A 17,984-nucleotide genomic window follows, 5' to 3' on the forward strand; every position below is an offset into this window, starting at 1 on the left:
TATCATGCGCCGCTTTTACGGTTAACCCCCCGCCAGTCCTGCCGACTGACGGGCTGCAAAAGGCGGTATTAGATGACGGCTTTGTTGACTCGCCGCAAGGTGCTTGCGGGAATGGGCGTGCTGGGCCTGGGCCTGCTCGCCGGCTGCGACACCCGTGGCCAACTGTCGTACAAGTACGGCAAGGACCTGAGCGACAAGATCCTCGGGCGCACCTTCAAGCTGAAGAACACCGACGGCGAAACCATGACGCTGTCGAGCTTCCGCGGCATGATGCCGATGATCTTCTTCGGCTTCACCCAATGCCCGGCAGTGTGCCCGACCACCCTCGCCCGCGCCGCGCAAATCAAGAAACTGATGGGCAAGGACGGCGACCGTCTGCAGGTGATCTTCATCACCCTCGACCCGGAACGCGACACCCCGCAGATCCTCGACAGCTACGTCAAAGCCTTCGACCCGAGCTTCGTCGCGCTGTACGGCACCGTCGAGGAAACCAAGGCCACGGCCAAGGAATTCGACGTGTTCTACGAGAAGGTCCCGGCGGGCGATACCTACACGATCTCCCACACGTCCACCAGTTACGTCTACGACTCGCGCGGCCAATTGCGTCTGGGTCTGTCTGTATCGCTTTCGGCACAAGAGTGCACGGAAGATTTGCTCACCGTTATGGAGGTCTGCTGATGCACCCCGTTTTGAACAACATCAAACGCGCCGTTCTCGCTGTGTCCCTGCTGGGCCTGGCGTTTCAGGCCAGCGCTCAGACCAAGGTCGACGACGCCTGGGTGCGTGCGACCGTGCCGACCCAATCGGCCAGCGGCGCGTTCATGACCGTCACCGCCGACAGCCACAGCAAACTGCTGAGCGTGGCCTCGCCAGTGGCCAAAGATGTACAGATCCACGAAATGACCATGAAGAACGACGTGATGAGCATGGGCCCGGTCAAATCGGTCGACCTGCCGGCCGGCAAAGCGGTCAGCTTCGACCCGAACGGCTACCACGTGATGCTGATGGGCCTGACCGCTCAGCTCAAGGAAGGCGAAAGCGTGCCGCTGACCCTGACCGTGGAAAACGCCAAGGGCGAGAAACAGACCGTCGAAGTCAAAGCCGAAGTCCGTGCGCTGACGCACATGGAAGGACACGATCACAGCAAGATGCATTGATCTGACTGCGCGGAAATAAAAAGGGGCGGCCTGATTGATGATCAGGTCGCCCCTTTTTATTGCGCAAGTCAGCCGCGTTTGCGAGCCAGTGCGTTGCGCACACTTTCTCTCGACATCCCCGAGCGCGGTGCCGCCGCAGTTTTCTCCACGGGCGCCGCAGCCAACTGCTGCTTGCGCTTCAACACCTGACTCCAGCGATAACCGAGATAACCGGCCGCCGCAAAGAACCCCAGCCAACCAGTGATCAGGTTGACCACTGTCCACAGCCCAAGGGTGATCAGTACGGTTTTCCAGGTGAACAGCTTCAGGCTGGCGCCGACAACATCCTCAGGCATCCACCAGCCGCTCACGCAAAAACTCGATGAAACGCTGGGTCTTGGCCGGCAACAAGCGGGTTTCCGTCAGTGCGTATACCGCAATTGAACTGGACTGCCACTTTGGCAACACCCGGCATAACGCGCCGCTGGCCAGATCTTCGGCGGCAATGCCTTCGGCCAACACGGCGATTCCCTGATCAAGCATGGCCAGGCGCCTGAGCATGCCGACACTGTTGAGCTGAAAGCGTCCGGCGATTTCGACTTCAATCGTCTCTCCGGCCGTAGACAGGATCCAGTTGTCCGGCCTTGGCGTGCGCAAACGCAAGCACTCGTGCTTCACCAGATCACTCGGTTGCCGCGGCGTACCAAAACGCTGCAGATACCCCGGTGATGCATACAACCCGCGTCGCAACGTGGTGAGCTTGCGGGCGATCAGATTGGACGTCGCCGGCTCACCCATGCGGATCACGACATCCACCGGCTCGCTGACCAGATCCACCTGGCGTGGCGTAAGGTCGAAATCGAAGCTGATGCCCGGGTAATTCCCGGCAAATTCGGCGATCAGCGGTGCCAGATAAACGTTAGCGAAATCCACCGGCATCGACACGCGCAACAGTCCACTGGGCTGCGCCAGCATTTCACCCAGTTGCTCGTGCGCCAGGCGCGCCTCCTCGACGATCCGCTTGCAGCGGTCAAAGTACAGCTGCCCGGCTTCAGTCAGTTCAAGCTTGCGCGTGGTGCGATGTAGCAAACGCAGGCCAATGGCCTTTTCAAGGCCGCTGATGCGCCGCGATAAAGTCGAATTGGGCATGCCCAGTGCCTCGGCCGCGCGACGAAAGCTGCGCACCTTCACTACCTCCACAAACAGCGCCATATCGTTCAAAAGCTCCACGGGAATTGCTCCATGAGTGGAATAGTCATTTCATCTTTAGCGGATTTATCCCGAAAACGGATTGATCAATGATAGCCACATCAATTACCGAGGAGCAGCAAAATGAGTTCGCTATTCACGCCCGTCCAGATGGGTCGCGTTGTACTTGAGAACCGTCTGGTGATGGCACCGATGACTCGATCCCGTGCAGATGACGACGGTGTACCCAGTGATCTGGTCGCCACTTATTACACGCAGCGCGCCGGCGCCGGCCTGATCATCAGTGAAGGCGTGTATCCCCAGGGGACGGGTAAAGGCTATGTGCGTACTCCCGGGATCGAGACCGACGAACAGGTCAGCGCCTGGAAACAAGTCACCGACGCGGTGCATGCTCAAGGCGGCCGAATTTTCATGCAATTGATGCACAGCGGACGAATCTCCCATCCGTCGCTGCAACCCCGCGGCGCCCTGCCCCTGGCACCGTCGGCGATCAAACCGGCTGGTCAGACCTGGACCTCGAATGGCCTGCAAGACTTCGTCACGCCGCATGCACTGAGCGTGGTCGAAATTGCCGCAGTGGTTGAAGGCTACCGTCAGGCAGCTCGCCGGGCGATTGAGGCCGGTTTCGATGGTGTTGAAGTGCATGGGGCCTCCGGGTATCTGCCAGAGCAGTTTCTCTCCTCTGGCAGCAACCAGCGCAGCGATGAATATGGCGGCTCGGTGGAAAACCGCGCGCGGTTCCTCCTCGAAGTGCTGGCGGCAGTTGCCACGGAAATTGGCAGTGATCGCGTGGGCTTGAAAATCTCCCCCGAGATGAATTTCAACGACATCATCGATGCCGACCCACAAGCAACGTACACCTATCTGGTCGAGCACCTGCACAGTCTCGACCTTGCTTATCTGCACGTCGCCTTGTTTGGCGCCAAGACCGACTATCACGCGTTGCTGCGGCCACTCTTCGACGGTCGCTACCTGATCGGTGGAGGACTCGATCAAGCCGCCGCCCAGGCGTTGATCGAAAACGCACAAGCGGATGCTGTGGTGTTCGGCAGTGCGTTCCTTGCCAACCCGGATCTGCCCGAGCGTCTGCGTCTCGGTGCCGAACTCAATGCACCGGACAAAGACACGTTCTACACCCCGGGCGCCAAGGGCTATATCGACTATCCGACATTGAGCCAAGTGTAAGGAGTCTGCCATGTCCGCCCGCGCCTCCTTGAAGTCCATGCGTCACGGCAGCCATTTCCGTGCCTTTTCTCTGCACGGCGGGCAGCCGGATGTCAGCATCGACCCGTTTCTTGCCGTAGACCATGCGTGGATCAGCGGGCCGACGTTTGCGCCCCACCCACACGCGGGGTTCAGCGCGGTGTCGTATCTGTTTGCCGACTCGCAAACCGCAATCGACAACCGTGATTCGCTGGGCAACCGCAACTTGATTCGACCGGGCGGCCTGCACTGGACAGCCGCCGGCAAAGGCATCGTTCACGAAGAGGTCCCGAACGAAAGCGGCAAGACCGTACACATGCTGCAAATTTTCATCAATTTGCCGCTCGCATTTCAGGAGGCTGCGCCTTTTGCCCTCAGTCTTGCCCCTGAAGACGTGCCGGTCTTGCGTTTGCCGGGGGCCGAAATCCGGGTGCCACTGGGTGCCTTTCTCGACACCCGCTCGCCGCTGGATCTGCCGACCGACGTAAGCCTGCTCGATATCAGCATCAAGCCGAGGCACGAAGTGCGGATTCCCGTTGCCAGCGGCGAGTCGGCGTTCGTCATGCCAATCGACGGCGACATCTGGATCGACGACCAGCGTTTCACCATCGACAACGCGCAGGTACCCGTGAGCCTGGCCATCGGCGAAGCGCACAGCATCACCCTGCGGGCTACAGATGCGCCCGCCCACGCCGTGGTGTTTCGTGGTGTGCCATTGCATCAACCGGTGTATTGGCAGGGGCCGCTGGCACTTGCCTCGTCAGACGCGCTGAGCCGGGCGGTTGCGGCCTATCAGCGCGGTGAGTTCGGAACTCTGCAACCCCGTTGAACCGTTCCATCGACCGGGGCGCCGTGCCCCGTAACATCTGCCAGGAGAGATACCATGAGTTACGAGAAATTCAGTGCCAATAATGCTGCCCTGCTGTTGATCGACCATCAGGTGGGCACCATGGGCTGGGTGAAATCCATCCCGTTCGAAGAACTCAAACGCAATGCCCTGATGCTCGCCAGAACCGCAAGCATTCTCAAACTGCCGGTGGTGCTGACGTCGAGTATGGAGGAATACGCTCAGGGTCCATTGCTCAGCGAACTTGAGACGATCCTGCCTGCCGAGTTCGCCGCACGAGTCAAACGCTTGGGCATCGTCAACGCCATGGATGATGAAAACTTTGCCGGCGCCGTCAAGGCGACCGGACGCAAGAAGCTGATTATTGCCGGGGTCACCAACGACGTCTGCACGGTATACCCGGCGTTGAGTCTGGTGCGCGACGGTTATGAAGTGCAGGTGGTTGCCGATGGCGGCGGATCGCCGAGCGTCATGGCCGACGATATCGCCTTGCGCCGCATGGACAAAGGGGGGGTGACCCTGACCACGACCAATCAGTTGATCGCCGAACTGGCCGGCAGTTGGGCAACCCCTGAGGGTGGCCAACTGGTGCAGGTGTTGATGGAAGCCTTGCAGTCCTGATCACTCAACTCCGGCAGCCGCCGCTCGGCGGCTGTTTTTATGCATCAGCTCCCCGCGCCGCCATGCGCCTCTTCAAAGAAGTAATCCTTCCAGCTGCCGGCCTTGTTCTTCAGCACGCCCAGTTCCTGCAGTTTTTCGGCATAGATGAACGTACGTTGCGGCACCACCGTGAAGTCGATTTCCGGATCGGTGACGATCTGCTCGATCAGCGCCAGCGGCAGCTTCGACTGTTCGACGCGGATGTACGCCTGGGCGGCGGCGGGTTTGTCGGCCTTGATGATTTTTTCCGCTTCGGCCAGCGCGTCGTAGAACGCCTTGTAGGTCCTGGGGTTTTCGTCGTGGAATTTTTCCGTGGTGTAAAGCACGTTGAAGGTGGCCTGACCACCGAGCACGTCGTAGGAACTCAGCACTTTGTGCACGTTGGGGTTTTGCAGCGCCTGATACTGGAACGGCGGACTGGAGAAATGCGCGTTGATTTCCGACCCGCCGGCAATCAGCGCCGCCGTAGCGTCCGGATGCGGCAGGCTGACCGAGATGTCGTCAAATTTCTTGTACTGGTCATTGCCGAATTCCCTGGCCGTTTCGATCTGCAGGGTCCGCGACTGGAAACCCACGCCCGCCGCCGGCACGGCGATACGATCCTTGTCGCTGAAGTCCTTCAGAGTTTTGATGTCGGGGTTGTTGGTCAGCAAGTAATTGGGCATCGAGCCGAGCGAGGCAATGGCCTTGACGTTCTGTTTGCCACGGGTGCGATCCCACACGGTAAGCATCGGCGGCACCCCGGCGGAGACCACGTCCAGCGCACCGGTGAGCAGTGCTTCGTTCATGGCAGTGGCGCCGGAGATGCTGTTCCAGTCGACCTTGATCTCCAGCCCCTGCGCCCGGCCTTGTTTTTCGATCAGTTGCTGATCACGAACCACGTCGAGGATCAGATAACCGATGCCGAATTGCTGGGCGATGCTGATCTTGCCTTCGGCCTGCGCAACGCTGCTGAACAGCATGCTGCTCGCCAGAGATGCGGCCAACAGGGTCAGCGCAGAACGTTTGAACGGTGTGGCCATGACAACCTCGCAGCAGGGTGGATTTGGCTGAAAGGCCGAACTCTATCGCTATAAAAAACAGAAATTAAATACCGTTATCGAATATCCATAGCACGCTCGCATGGGCCGTCATGCGCTGATTTAAACAGCCTGAAACAATAAATCTGCCATCGGTTACACGTTGTGCGTCAGTCACTAGCGGGCTGACACCAGCGCTGGTCACGGCCTCAAGCCCTGCGCCGTGTCTGTGCGAGCAGATCAGCCACGCGTTTAAAAGGGCGATCACGCAGCCCACCCTTGGTATCATCGCGCACACTTTTATGACGGTTTGATGGCTGGAAGGTCTGTGTTTGTGAGCGTTCTTTTGCGTTGGTTGCGGCAACCGCATGCCCGCCTGTTTTCCTTGATTCTGCTGGTACTGATCGTACCGGTGTGCCTGCGCGCGGCATTGGGCTGGTCGTCGCCGCTGGGCTATTTGTCCGACCTGGCGGTTGGCAGTTTGCTGTTGATGTTGCTGCATCGCCGGGCGTGGTGGCTGGGGTTGCCGTTGCTGCTGTTCTGGGGGTTGCTGGCGGTGGCAACGGCGGAACTGGTCAGTGCTGTCGGCCGACTGCCGAACCCGTCCGACCTGCATTACCTGATTGACCCGCAGTTCGTGGAAAACTCCACCGGTGGCGGCTTTGCCCATCCGGCGCTGGGCGTGGCCCTGTTGCTGGCGCTGCTGCTCTGGTTGCTGACGCGGTTCGCCAATCGCGCGCAACCCGCTGTGGCCCTGCCCCGTGCCGTGTGGGCCGCACCGGCGCTGCTGTTCGCTGCGCACTGGGGCGTGCAAAACCAGTGGCCGAGCGAGGAAGATCCGTGGCGCATGTACAACCTGCCGCATCAGTTGCTCGCCTCGCAAGTCGCCGATCTGCAGTTGCAGGCCGAGGAATGGCTGGACGGTGACGTCGAACCCGCCGCGCCACAGATGGCCGGGCTGACCGATCTGGATCTCAATGGCCACAAACTGCTGGCCGCGCCGGGGCAGGCGCGCAACGTGCTGATCATCGCGCTGGAAGGCATTCCCGGCGCGTACATCCGCGCCAATCGCGAGGCCATCGGCAGCCATTATCAGGAAGACCTGATGCCCAACCTCAGCCGCTGGGCCGAGCGCGGCATGAACACCCCGGATTACGTGCTGCATACGCACCAGACCATTCGCGGCCTGTACGCCATGCTCTGTGGCGATTACGACAAGCTCAACAACGGCACGCCCAAAGGCGTGGAAATGCTCACCCAACAGGAGCGCAATCAGGCCTGCCTGCCGGCGCAGTTGCGCCAGCACGGCTTCAGCACCCATTACTTGCAAGGCGCCGGTCTGCGCTTCATGGCCAAAGACAAGATCATGCCGCACATCGGTTTCGATGCGACCCACGGTCTGGAATGGTTCTCTAACGCCAACCATCTGGAGTTTCCATGGGGCAAGGATGACAAGGCGTTCTTCGAAGGCGCGCTGGATTACGTTGGTCAACTGAAGCAGCAGAAGCAACCGTGGATGCTCACCCTGCTGACCGTTGGCACCCACCAGCCCTACTCCGCACCGGAAGACTATCTGGCGCGCTACGAGACACCGAAGCAGGCCGCTGTCGGTTATCTCGACGATGCGCTGGAGCAGTTCCTCAGCGGCCTCGAACGTCAGGGTGTGCTCAGGGACACGCTGGTGGTGATCACCTCGGACGAATCCCACGGCATCGACGGCGTGCGTCTGGCGTCGTCGTGGGGCTTCAACCTGACGCTGGCACCCGAACATGAGCAACTGCCGCGACTGAATGCCGGGGTGTACGGTCATGTCGATCTGAGCGCATCGATCCTCGACTATTTCGACTTGCCAGTGCCGACGGCGTTGAGCGGCCGCTCGCTGTTTCGCGACTACGACAGTGGGCGTGAAATCATGTCCTACACCAACGGCAAACTGCGCTACCACAATGGTCAGGGGATCTTCTCCGAGTGCGACATGCCGCGCCGTTGCCGCTACTACGAAAGCGCCGGGTTCATTGCCGAGCGGGCCACCTTCAAGGGCAATGAAAGCAGCCAGCAGGCCCGGCAGATTGCCGCGCGGGCGATGGCGCTGGACCTGTCGCTGCTGCGCACCCCGCTCAATCAGCGTTACCAGTTCGGCAGCAACAACGTCATCCCGCTGCAGGCACAGATCAACGATGACTGGGCCGACAACCTGATCGGCGCGCAGTACCTGGAAATGCCCAAGGGCTCGCACACCCGCGTGCGCCTGACCGTGCGCTCGGTGGACCCGCAGCAGGCGGCGTACATTCAGCTCAAGGCCAAGGAGTTCGAACAGGACGTGCAACTGGGCCTGCCGACCGAGATGGTCGCCACGGCGGACCAGCCGCTGGAGATGGATTTCAGCTTCGACAACCCGCAACAGCGCAAGGCGTTTTCGTTCCACTTGCTGGGTTATGGACTGGGTGCTGTCGAGGTGACGGATTTCAGTGTGATCACCGAGTTACCCGGGCAGGAAGAACCGCTGGATGCGCTGCCGGACGATGAAACGATGCAATCGAGTTGAAATCAGGGAGGGGACGGATTGGTTGGACCCGTCCCTTGGCATTTACTAAATACGCTTAATTTCAAATTTACCTGTAACTGTCTTTCCATCAGGCAAAACAAAATCGATGTCACCTGAAACACCGGATCGATTTTCGCCTGTCCGTAAGAACGTGACATTTGCCAGTCCTTGTTTAATAACGTGAGACACGTTTGAGATCCTAACGCTCCAAACCAGCCCACCTTCGTACCATCTCACCTGGTGAGGGCCGTCCTTTATCAAGTCCTGTGGAACGCAGAAGGTAACGACGTTGTGGTTGTAATCATCAGCCCCAACAATGAAATAGTCCTTATCTGCCGTATGAAAAAGCAAGTTTGTCTTCGCGACCATGAACTCTCTTCCATCAACGTGTGCACTGAACGTTCCTTTATATTGATGGTGATTTTCATTAATCAGGTCGAAAATTTGCTTTTCTGATTTATTTGAATTTTGCATGTCGATGCGCTCCGATCCGTTTGAAGGCGGTTGCCTGCGCTTGAAAAGCTATGCCTCAATTATCTTGGGCGCTACTGTCATAACTGTCAGGTTCTTAGCTGAAATCGAAATAAGAAGTTTAAAAAAGACAATTAACTGCGGTATCAAAGCAGTTTGCGACAATGTATGAGCCGGCTATGGACTGGGCGCGATCGAGGTCACGGATTTCAGTGTGATCACCGAGTTACCGGGGCAGGAAAATCCGCCGGATGCACTGCCGGAGGATGACACCGCACAATCAAGCTGATGCCCCTGAAGGAGCTGCCGCAGGCTGCGGAAGCTCCTTCAGGGGGGCGAAGGGCTATCAGAACGTCGTGCGCAACCCGACCTGAATGCTGCGCCCTTGTGCCGGTGCAATATCACGCAGGATCGAACTGGCGTACCGCACGGTCTGGTTGGTCAGGTTCTCGGCGTTGACGAAGGCCAGCCATTTGCTCTGGCCGACATCAAAGTGATAACCCACATTGGCGCCCAGCGTGGTGTAGCCGTCGGTGCTGCTTTCGTTGTCTGGCACACGGTGCTGCGAGCTGGCGTGTTCGATATCGATCCGCGCCTGCCAGCGATCCAGTTCCCACAGCAAACCATTGTTCAAGCGCAGCGGCGCGATGCGCGGCAGGTCCTGGCCGTTGTCGAGATTCTTGGCGCGGGTGTAATCGCCTGACAGCTCCAAAGCAAATTTGCCGTAGGCATTTTCGCCAAGCGTCCAGCGATCCTGCGCCTCGATGCCGCTGAAACGTGCACGCACGCCCGAGTAGGTGTATTCGGGAATCCCGCCAGCATCCTCTTCGCCTTCGTCATTCAGTGTACGGCCCGTGCCGAGCAAGCCGATGTAGTTGGAGAAGTGGCTGTAAAACACACCGACACTGCCCTTGTGCGTGCCGTTGTCGAAGCGCAGTGCGAGGTCGCTGGACACGGCTTTTTCTTTCGACAGCCCGGTATCGCCGACTTCATAGGTGCCGGTCGCGACGTGGGCGCCGTTGGCGTACAACTCATAGAACGTCGGCGCGCGTTCGGTGTAGCCCAAAGTCGCGGCGACCGACCAGATCGGCGTCAGCGTGTACACCGCGCCGGACGACAGGCTGCCGGCGGTGAAACTGCTGGAGCGGTCGGCATTGGCAAAGCGCTCATTGCCTTTGGCGTCCGGGTCGACGCTGGTGTGTTCGAGGCGTCCGCCGAGGGTGAACAGCAAGCGCTCAGTGGCTTGCAACTCTTCCAGAATGAACAGTGCGCCAGCGTCGGTATCGGTGTGCGGCACAAAGGCTTCTTCGCCCAGTGCCGAGAATTCGTTGCGGCTGACCTGGGCGCCGATCACCCCGTTGAACGGGCCCAGCGGCTGATGCCGAGCCTCGACCCGAGCTTCGTAACCCTTGTTCTTGAAGGTGGTGCCGACTTCACCGCCCTCGATTTCGCGGTGCTGGTAATCGGTGTAGCCGGCATCAAGTTTGATCGCGCTGAACGGCCCGTCGAGATTGCGCATTTCCGAGGCGAACGCGTAGTGCTCCTGCTGCATGCGAATGCGCACGTCGTCTTCGGCGGGCGAGCCATAGTTTGAATCGTAATGGCTGTAGGACAGCCCGGCGTAACCGTCATCCCAAGTGTAGGAACTGCCGACGGCGCCGCCATCCTGACGACCGTCGCTGTTGGCGAGCCGATGCCTGCGCGAGTCGCCGTCGTCGTTGGCGCGTGCCGTGCCGGTCTTGGCGTAGCCGGGAATTTTCAGGTCATTGAATTCACGGGCGCTGGCGTCCAGGTGCAAAGCGAACTGACCGTTGCCGGCCTCCAGTTTCCCCGCGCTGCTGCGGGTGGTGTCGGCCCCGCCATAACGCAACTCGCCGGCCCCGTGAATGCCTTCGATGGCTTCGGTGGGGATGCGGTTATCGAAGGTGTTGACCACCCCACCGATCGCGCTGCCGCCGTACAGCAACGCCGCCGGGCCACGGACGATTTCAATGCGCTCGACGTTGACCGGATCCAGCGGCACCGCGTGATCGTAGGACAGCGACGAGGCGTCCAGCGCGCCGACGCCGTTACGCAGGATGCGAATACGGTCACCGTCCTGCCCGCGAATGATCGGCCGACTCGCGCCCGGGCCGAAGTACGACGAGGACACGCCGGGCTGCTTGTTCAGCGTCTCGCCGAGACTGCCCTTCTGCTGCAAAGTGAGGTCGTCGCCGCTGAGGACGGTCGAGGGCGATGCCAGGGTCTGACTGCCCAGCGGTTTGCCGGTGATGACTTGCGGTTGCAGTTCGAGCGGCTCGGCGGCGAACACGGGTGAAGCAACAAGCAGCGCGGCGGCCAGAGGAGTCAGGCGTCGTTGAAGGGGTTGGGAACGGGCAGGCATTTCAGAACTTCCATGAGCAGAAAAATGAGATCGCTGCCGGCGTTTGGCGAGTAACGCTGGCAGAAACAGAATGAAATCTTTTTTATGTTATACAATAACATTTCTTTCTGTCATCACCATTCTCGCACTCCGTTTTGCAGCAAGCCCTCAAGCACGGGGATTTCAGGGTCGAATCAGACATTCATCCAGCCTGCGCAACAGGCAAAAACGCTGAAAGACTGCGCCTATCAACCTCCAATAGTCGGCCTATTAGCTGGTTGCCCGAGTCGGGTCTAGCCTTACTAGTCCGAAGTCGGCATGAGCCGGCCGCACAAGACCTGATAAGGATCCGAACATGGCAAATGAATCGAAATGCCCGTTCAACCACGCTGCCGGTGGTGGTACGACGAACCGTGACTGGTGGCCGAATCAACTGAACCTGAAGATCCTCAGCCAGCACTCGCCCAAGTCCGATCCGCTGGGCAAGGACTTCAACTACGCTGAAGCCTTCAAGAGCCTGGACTTCCAGGCCCTGAAACAAGACCTGCGCGCGCTGATGACCGACTCGCAGGACTGGTGGCCAGCCGACTTCGGCCACTACGGCCCACTGTTCATCCGCATGGCCTGGCACAGTGCCGGCACCTATCGCACTGCCGACGGGCGCGGGGGCGCCGGGTCCGGCCAGCAGCGTTTCGCCCCGCTCAACAGCTGGCCGGACAACGTCAGCCTCGACAAGGCCCGGCGCCTGCTGTGGCCGATCAAGCAGAAATACGGTCGCAATATTTCCTGGGCCGACCTGATCGTGCTCACCGGCAACGTCGCACTGGAATCCATGGGCTTCAAGACCTTCGGTTTCTCCGGCGGCCGTCCCGATGTCTGGGAGCCGGATGAAGACGTGTACTGGGGTTCGGAACGCGAATGGCTCGGTGGCGACAGCCGTTACGGCAAAGACAAGTCAGCCATGCAAGAACCCGGGGACGGCACACTGGTGGCCGAACCCGATCTGCATGGCAAAGAGGAAAGCCGCACCGATCAGGGCGAACGCAACCTGGAAAACCCGCTGGCCGCCGTGCAGATGGGCCTGATCTACGTCAACCCGGAAGGCCCGGAAGGCAATCCCGATCCGGTCGCCTCGGGTCGCGATATCCGCGAAACCTTTGGCCGCATGGCCATGAACGACGAAGAAACCGTGGCGCTGATCGCTGGCGGTCACGCCTTCGGCAAGACCCACGGCGCCGGCCCTGCCGACAATGTCGGGCCTGAGCCGGAAGCGGCCGGGCTGGAAGAACAAGGTCTCGGTTGGCGCAACGCATTCGGCACCGGCAAAGGCGCCGACACCATCACCAGCGGCCTCGAAGTCACCTGGACCACTACCCCGACCCAGTGGAGCAACAATTACCTGGAAAACCTGTTCGGTTTCGAGTGGGAACTGTTCAAAAGCCCGGCCGGTGCGCACCAGTGGAAACCGAAAAACGGCGCGGGGGCTGGCACCGTCCCACACGCACACGATCCAAGCAAAAAACTCTCGCCGACCATGCTCACCTCCGACCTGGCGCTGCGTTTCGACCCGATCTACGAGCCGATCGCCCGACGCTTCCTGGCCAACCCGGACCAACTGGCGGACGCCTTCGCCCGCGCCTGGTACAAGCTGATCCACCGTGACATGGGCCAACTGTCGCGCTACCTCGGGCCGGAACTGCCGAACGAGGAACTGCTGTGGCAAGACCCGATTCCTGAGGCCACTCACCCGCTGATCGACAGCAACGATGCCGCCGCGCTGAAAAGCAAAGTGCTGGCGTCCGGGCTGTCGGTGTCGCAACTGGTGTCCACCGCATGGGCCGCCGCATCAACCTTCCGTGGTTCCGACAAGCGTGGCGGCGCCAATGGTGGCCGTCTGCGTCTGGCCCCACAGAAATTCTGGCATGCCAATCAGCCGGAGCAACTGGACAAGGTGCTGAAAACCCTTGAGGGCATTCAGAACGAGTTCAACGCCGGCTCATCCGGCAAGAAAGTGTCGCTGGCAGATCTGATCGTGCTGGCAGGTAACGCCGGGGTCGAACAAGCGGCGAAAAACGCCGGGCACTCGGTCTCGGTGCCGTTCAATCCAGGTCGAACCGATGCGACTCAGGAGCAAACCGATGTCGAGTCGTTTGGTTTCCTCGAACCGATTGCCGATGGTTTCCGTAACTACAGCAAAGGCAAATACACCGTTTCCGCCGAAGCATTGCTCATCGACAAGGCGCAACTGCTGACCCTCTCCGCTCCGGAAATGACCGTACTGGTCGGTGGTCTGCGGGTATTGGGGGCCAACGTCGGGCAAAGCCGGCATGGCGTGTTCACCTCGCGCACTGAAACGCTGAGCAACGACTTCTTCACCAACCTGCTGGACATGGGCGTGGAGTGGAAGCCGACCTCACCGGCGGCAGACGAGTTCGAAGGACGCGACCGCAAGACCGGCAGCGTGAAGTGGACGGCGACGCGGGTTGATCTGGTGTTTGGTTCCAACGCGATTTTGCGCGCGCTGGCCGAGGTGTATGCGAGTGCTGATGCGAAGGAGCAGTTCGTGAAGGACTTCGTGGCGGCGTGGGCCAAGGTGATGGAGCTGGATCGGTTTGATCTGAAATAACGCAATAAACTGTAGGAGCTGCGGCACGCTGCGATCTTTTGATCTTGATTTAAAAAACCAGAATCAAAAGATCGCAGCCTCGTTTCACTCGACAGCTCCTACAGGGTTTTGTGTTCGCCTGAAATATTGATAAGGCGAGCGTTACGCCAGGCTTTTGCTCACCACTTCGTACACATCACTCGACAACTGACCCGACGCCAGAATCCGCTCCAGCTCAGCCTTCATCAACGCCTGACGGGCGCTGTCGTACTTGCGCCAGCGGGTCAGTGGCGCCAGTTGCCGCGAGGCGATCTGCGGGTTGAAGCCGTTCAATTCGATCACCAGATCCGCGAGGAAGCGGTAGCCCGAACCGTCGGCGGCGTGGAAGTTGATCAGGTTCTGCCCGGCAAACGCACCGACCAGCGCACGCACCTTGTTCGGGTTCTTGATGTTGAACGCCGGGTGCTGCATCAACGTCTTCACCCGTGCCAGACCGCCCGGCAACGTGCTGCCGGCCTGCACGCTGAACCACTGATCCATGACCAGCGGGTTGTCCTTGAAGTGCTCGGCGAAAGTTGTCAGCGCTTTGGCCTTTTGTTCTTCGAACGGCGAGTTGACCAGCACCGCCAGCGCAGTCAGACGCTCGGTCATGTTGTCGCTGTTTTCGAACTGTTCTTGCGTAGCGGCCAACACTTCCGGCTTGCCGCTGAGCATCAGGTACGACAGCGCAATGTTCTGCAGTGCACGACGGGCAAAGTGCTCGGCCTCGGCCACGTACGGCGTCTGCTTCGACAAATCGCGGTTGGCCTGATAACGCAGCCACAGCGCTTCAAACAGGTTGTCCGCCAGTTGCTTGCGGGCAAACTCGCGGGCGCTGTGAATCGCCTCGACATCTGCCACTTCGCTGATTTCGGTCAGATACGCTTCGCTCGGCAGCGAAAGCATTTCAGCGACCATGGCCTGATCCAGCGACTCATCGGACAGCACGGTTTTCAGCGCCGAGATCAGACGCGGATCAAGCACCAGGCTCTCGCCCTTCTGCTGCTGCGCGATCAGTTCCTGCAGGACCTGCACCGACAGTTGCTGACCGGCATCCCAGCGGTTGAAGCCATCGCTGTCGTGCTGCATCAGGAACATCAACTGGTCGCGGTTGTACGGGAAGCTCAGTTTGACCGGCGCCGAGAAACCACGCAGCAACGATGGCAGCGGGTGTTCAGCGATGTCGACGAAGGTGAACGTCTGCTCGGCTTCAGTCACCGAGATCACACGGCTGGTACCTTGCGCTGCCGCTTCACCGGCCAGACGCAGGGCAATCTCGTTGCCCTTGCTGTCGAGCAGGCCCAGTTCGACCGGGATCACGAACGGCAGTTTTTCCACTTTGTCCGGGGTTTCCGGGCAGCTCTGGCGGAAGGTCAGGCTGTAGGTTTTCGCCGCAGCGTCGTAGGACTCGCTGACCGCCAGACGCGGTGTGCCGGCCTGGCTGTACCAGCGCTTGAACTGGGTCAGGTCGACACCGTTGGCGTCTTCCATGGCCTTGACGAAATCGTCGCAGGTCACGGCCTGACCGTCGTGGCGTTCGAAGTACAGGTCACTGCCCTTGCGGAAGCCTTCGGCGCCCAGCAGGGTGTGAATCATGCCGACCACTTCCGAGCCCTTTTCGTACACGGTCAGGGTGTAGAAGTTGGAGATCTCGATGAAGCTGTCCGGGCGCACCGCGTGGGCCATGGGACCGGCATCTTCGGCGAACTGGTGGGTACGCAGGTACGCCACGTCCTGAATGCGCTTGACCGTGGCCGAGTTCATGTCCGAAGAGAAACCGGCGTCGCGGAACACGGTGAAGCCTTCCTTGAGCGACAGCTGGAACCAGTCGCGACAGGTCACGCGGTTGCCCGACCAGTTGTGGAAATATTCGTGGGCGACGATCGCCTCGACCCGCTGGTGCGCGGCGTCGGTGGCGGTTTCGGCGCGGGCCAGCACGGCGCTGGAGTTGAAGATGTTGAGGCCCTTGTTCTCCATCGCGCCCATGTTGAAGTCGTTGACGGCGACGATCATGAAGATGTCCAGGTCGTACTCGCGACCGTAGACCTCTTCATCCCAGCGCATCGACTTCTTCAGGCTGTTCATCGCGTGCTGGCACTTGTCGATGTTTTCCGGCTCGACGTAGATGCGCAGCGCGACATTACGGTTAGTCATGGTGGTAAAGGTGTCTTCGACACACCACAAATCACCGGCCACCAGCGCGAACAGGTACGCCGGCTTCATGAACGGGTCTTCCCAGGTCGCCCAGTGCCGGCCGTCTTCGCCCGGGCCGGAGGCGATCGGATTGCCGTTGGACAGCAGCACCGGATAGCTGTGCTGCTCGGCGACCACCGTGGTGGTGAACTTGCTCATCACGTCCGGGCGGTCGAGGTAATAAGTGATCTTGCGGAAGCCTTCGGCCTCGCACTGGGTGCAGAACATCGTGCCGGACTTGTACAGGCCTTCCAGCGCGGTGTTGGTTTCCGGGTGGATTCTGACGCTGGTGTCGACCGTGAAGCTGGCGCTGGCCGGCTGCAGGGTCAGGGTGTTTTCAGTCAGCTGATATTCGCCGGCGCCCAGTTCCTGGTCGGCCAGGGTCACCGACAGCAGTTCCAGCTGCTGGCCGTCGAGTACCAGTGGCGGCAGGCCCGGGCCACGCTCCGGGTTGCGGCGCATCACCAGTTGCGCGTGGACCAGGCTGTGGTCCTCGAACAGCTCGAAGGTAAGGTGCGTCTCGTCGATCAGGTACTCGGGCGCCTGATAGTCCTTCAGGTAAATCATCTTCGGTTGTTCGGTGCGCATGCTGGAATCCTTATTGATGCACGGCGAGTTGATAGGCCGTGTATTTACGAATGTTGATCACGCCGGTGTCAAAAATCAGGTACTGCCCCTTGATTCCCAGCAGCGTGCCTTCGGCAATCGGGTTCTTGTCCAGGTTGAAGCTGACGATTTTGGCCGGATATTGCTCGACCGGATAGCGGATTTCGAGCGGTTCTACATCGGCAATCGTCTGAATTGCCTGTAGGCCGAATCGCTGTTGCAGACCTTGCAAGCCTTCGGCGCAGCTTTCAAACAACTGGTCGCGCACTTGGGCCAGGTCCACCGCCGCCGCATCGCCCTTGAGCAAGGCGCGCCAGTTGGTCTTGTCGGCCACCTGGCTGCGGAACAGGTCTTCGACGAAGCCCGACTGCTGGCGCGTCGATACGCGCATGATCGGCAGCGCCTGACTCGCGCCCTGATCGAGCCAGCGGGTCGGCAACTGCGTGGCGCGGGTGATACCGACCTTGATCCCCGACGAGTTGGCCAGATACACCACATGATCAGTCATGCAGAACTTCTGACCCCACTCCGGCTCCCGGCAGGTACCGGCCTCGAAGTGACAACGCTCCGGGCTCATGATGCACAGATCGCACTGCGCCAGTTTGGTCATGCACGGGTAGCAGTAACCCTGACTGAAGCTGGTTTTGGTCTTGCGCCCGCAATGGGTGCAATGAATCGCCCCCAGGTACTCCAGACGCACCGTGGTGCCGATCATGGGGTTGACCGGGACCTCGACGTCATCCAGACGAAACGCGTATTGCACATTCGGCCCGTCCAGGCGCGCCGACATTTTACTGATTGCACCGCGGCCAATCTCGATCAATGGATGGCATCCGACTTGAACAGGATGTTCGGTACTTCGATCGACTTCGACGCACACTCCTGCGGGCCCATGTAACCGGTGCGCTGGTCTTCAGGCAGGTTCTGGATTTCCCAGGCGATCATCGCCTGCAGCGACAGCTCGCGCTGTTCGGCGGTGAGTTTGCCGCCGTCGGACCACTTACCGATTTCCACGGCCAGTTTCAGGCTCTCGTAGATGTCCGGGGTGATGTTCTTGATCATGTCGTTAAAAGAGGACATCTGGGTCTC

At 60.0% G+C, this 17,984-nt stretch carries 15 protein-coding genes; 7 read left to right on the forward strand and 8 right to left on the reverse strand.

Features of this window, described 5'->3' with window-relative positions:
• Positions 1–72 precede the first annotated feature (72 nt).
• Complete coding sequence (locus tag ACYZUM_RS13545; protein ID WP_041067212.1) at positions 73–678, forward strand: SCO family protein; 606 nt, start codon at positions 73–75, stop codon at positions 676–678.
• The gene (locus tag ACYZUM_RS13550; protein ID WP_108182937.1) at positions 678–1,157 is read left to right on the forward strand and encodes a copper chaperone PCu(A)C; all 480 of its coding nucleotides are present in this window, start codon (positions 678–680) and stop codon (positions 1,155–1,157) included. The genes ACYZUM_RS13545 and ACYZUM_RS13550 overlap by 1 nt, the downstream gene beginning before the upstream one ends.
• A gap of 68 nt (positions 1,158–1,225) precedes the next feature.
• Here ACYZUM_RS13550 and ACYZUM_RS13555 read toward each other — a convergent pair whose 3' ends face one another.
• A complete protein-coding gene (locus ACYZUM_RS13555) occupies positions 1,226–1,492 on the reverse strand; it encodes a hypothetical protein (protein ID WP_236170297.1) in 267 nt (88 codons plus the stop codon).
• Positions 1,485–2,366: a LysR family transcriptional regulator gene (locus tag ACYZUM_RS13560; protein ID WP_041067218.1), complete on the reverse strand. Its 882-nt coding sequence runs from the start codon at positions 2,364–2,366 to the stop codon at positions 1,485–1,487. The genes ACYZUM_RS13555 and ACYZUM_RS13560 overlap by 8 nt, the downstream gene beginning before the upstream one ends.
• Before the next feature lie 102 nt (positions 2,367–2,468).
• Between ACYZUM_RS13560 and ACYZUM_RS13565 the strand changes: the two genes are divergently transcribed.
• Genes ACYZUM_RS13565 through ACYZUM_RS13575 form a run of 3 tightly spaced genes read left to right on the forward strand, consistent with a single transcriptional unit; the run spans position 2,469 to position 5,016 of the window.
• A complete protein-coding gene (locus ACYZUM_RS13565; protein ID WP_086792781.1) occupies positions 2,469–3,530 on the forward strand; it encodes an alkene reductase in 1,062 nt (353 codons plus the stop codon).
• A 10-nt stretch (positions 3,531–3,540) separates the two neighbouring features.
• Positions 3,541–4,377 (forward strand): pirin family protein, encoded by an 837-nt coding sequence (locus ACYZUM_RS13570; protein WP_047293736.1) that lies wholly within the window; start codon positions 3,541–3,543, stop codon positions 4,375–4,377.
• 54 nt (positions 4,378–4,431) lie between these two features.
• Positions 4,432–5,016, forward strand: coding sequence for an isochorismatase family protein (locus ACYZUM_RS13575; protein ID WP_041067227.1), 585 nt, complete (start codon positions 4,432–4,434; stop codon positions 5,014–5,016).
• A 44-nt stretch (positions 5,017–5,060) separates the two neighbouring features.
• On the opposite strand, the gene ACYZUM_RS13580 is transcribed toward ACYZUM_RS13575, so the two are convergent.
• Positions 5,061–6,077: an ABC transporter substrate-binding protein gene (locus ACYZUM_RS13580; protein WP_108182938.1), complete on the reverse strand. Its 1,017-nt coding sequence runs from the start codon at positions 6,075–6,077 to the stop codon at positions 5,061–5,063.
• A gap of 310 nt (positions 6,078–6,387) precedes the next feature.
• On the opposite strand from ACYZUM_RS13580, the gene ACYZUM_RS13585 reads away from it, so the two are divergent.
• Entirely contained in the window at positions 6,388–8,619 is a 2,232-nt protein-coding gene (locus ACYZUM_RS13585) for an LTA synthase family protein (RefSeq protein WP_108182939.1), read from the forward strand.
• 45 nt (positions 8,620–8,664) lie between these two features.
• Here the strand turns inward: ACYZUM_RS13585 and ACYZUM_RS13590 are convergent, their stop codons facing one another.
• Both ACYZUM_RS13590 and ACYZUM_RS13595 read right to left on the reverse strand, forming a co-directional pair.
• On the reverse strand, positions 8,665–9,093 hold the full coding sequence (locus tag ACYZUM_RS13590; RefSeq protein WP_140396012.1) for a hypothetical protein: 429 nt from the start codon (positions 9,091–9,093) through the stop codon (positions 8,665–8,667).
• A 343-nt stretch (positions 9,094–9,436) separates the two neighbouring features.
• Positions 9,437–11,473, reverse strand: a complete 2,037-nt coding sequence (locus tag ACYZUM_RS13595; protein ID WP_108182940.1) for a TonB-dependent receptor — start codon at positions 11,471–11,473, stop codon at positions 9,437–9,439.
• Between the two features lie 334 nt (positions 11,474–11,807).
• Here ACYZUM_RS13595 and katG point away from each other — a divergent pair, with 334 nt between their 5' ends.
• Complete coding sequence (gene katG, locus ACYZUM_RS13600; RefSeq protein WP_473061340.1) at positions 11,808–14,078, forward strand: catalase/peroxidase HPI; 2,271 nt, start codon at positions 11,808–11,810, stop codon at positions 14,076–14,078.
• 141 nt (positions 14,079–14,219) lie between these two features.
• Here the strand turns inward: katG and pepN are convergent, their stop codons facing one another.
• The 3 genes from pepN to ACYZUM_RS13615 are packed head-to-tail and all read right to left on the reverse strand — an operon-like array spanning position 14,220 to position 17,975.
• The gene (gene pepN, locus ACYZUM_RS13605) at positions 14,220–16,877 is read right to left on the reverse strand and encodes an aminopeptidase N (protein ID WP_108182942.1); all 2,658 of its coding nucleotides are present in this window, start codon (positions 16,875–16,877) and stop codon (positions 14,220–14,222) included.
• A 10-nt stretch (positions 16,878–16,887) separates the two neighbouring features.
• Positions 16,888–17,718: a DUF2797 domain-containing protein gene (locus tag ACYZUM_RS13610; protein WP_027613137.1), complete on the reverse strand. Its 831-nt coding sequence runs from the start codon at positions 17,716–17,718 to the stop codon at positions 16,888–16,890.
• Entirely contained in the window at positions 17,715–17,975 is a 261-nt protein-coding gene (locus ACYZUM_RS13615) for a YeaC family protein (RefSeq protein ID WP_003224178.1), read from the reverse strand. Before ACYZUM_RS13615 ends, ACYZUM_RS13610 begins: the two co-directional genes overlap by 4 nt.
• Between the last annotated feature and the right edge of the window lie 9 nt (positions 17,976–17,984).

The sequence above is a fragment of the Pseudomonas sp. m6p genome (genome assembly GCF_055760375.1).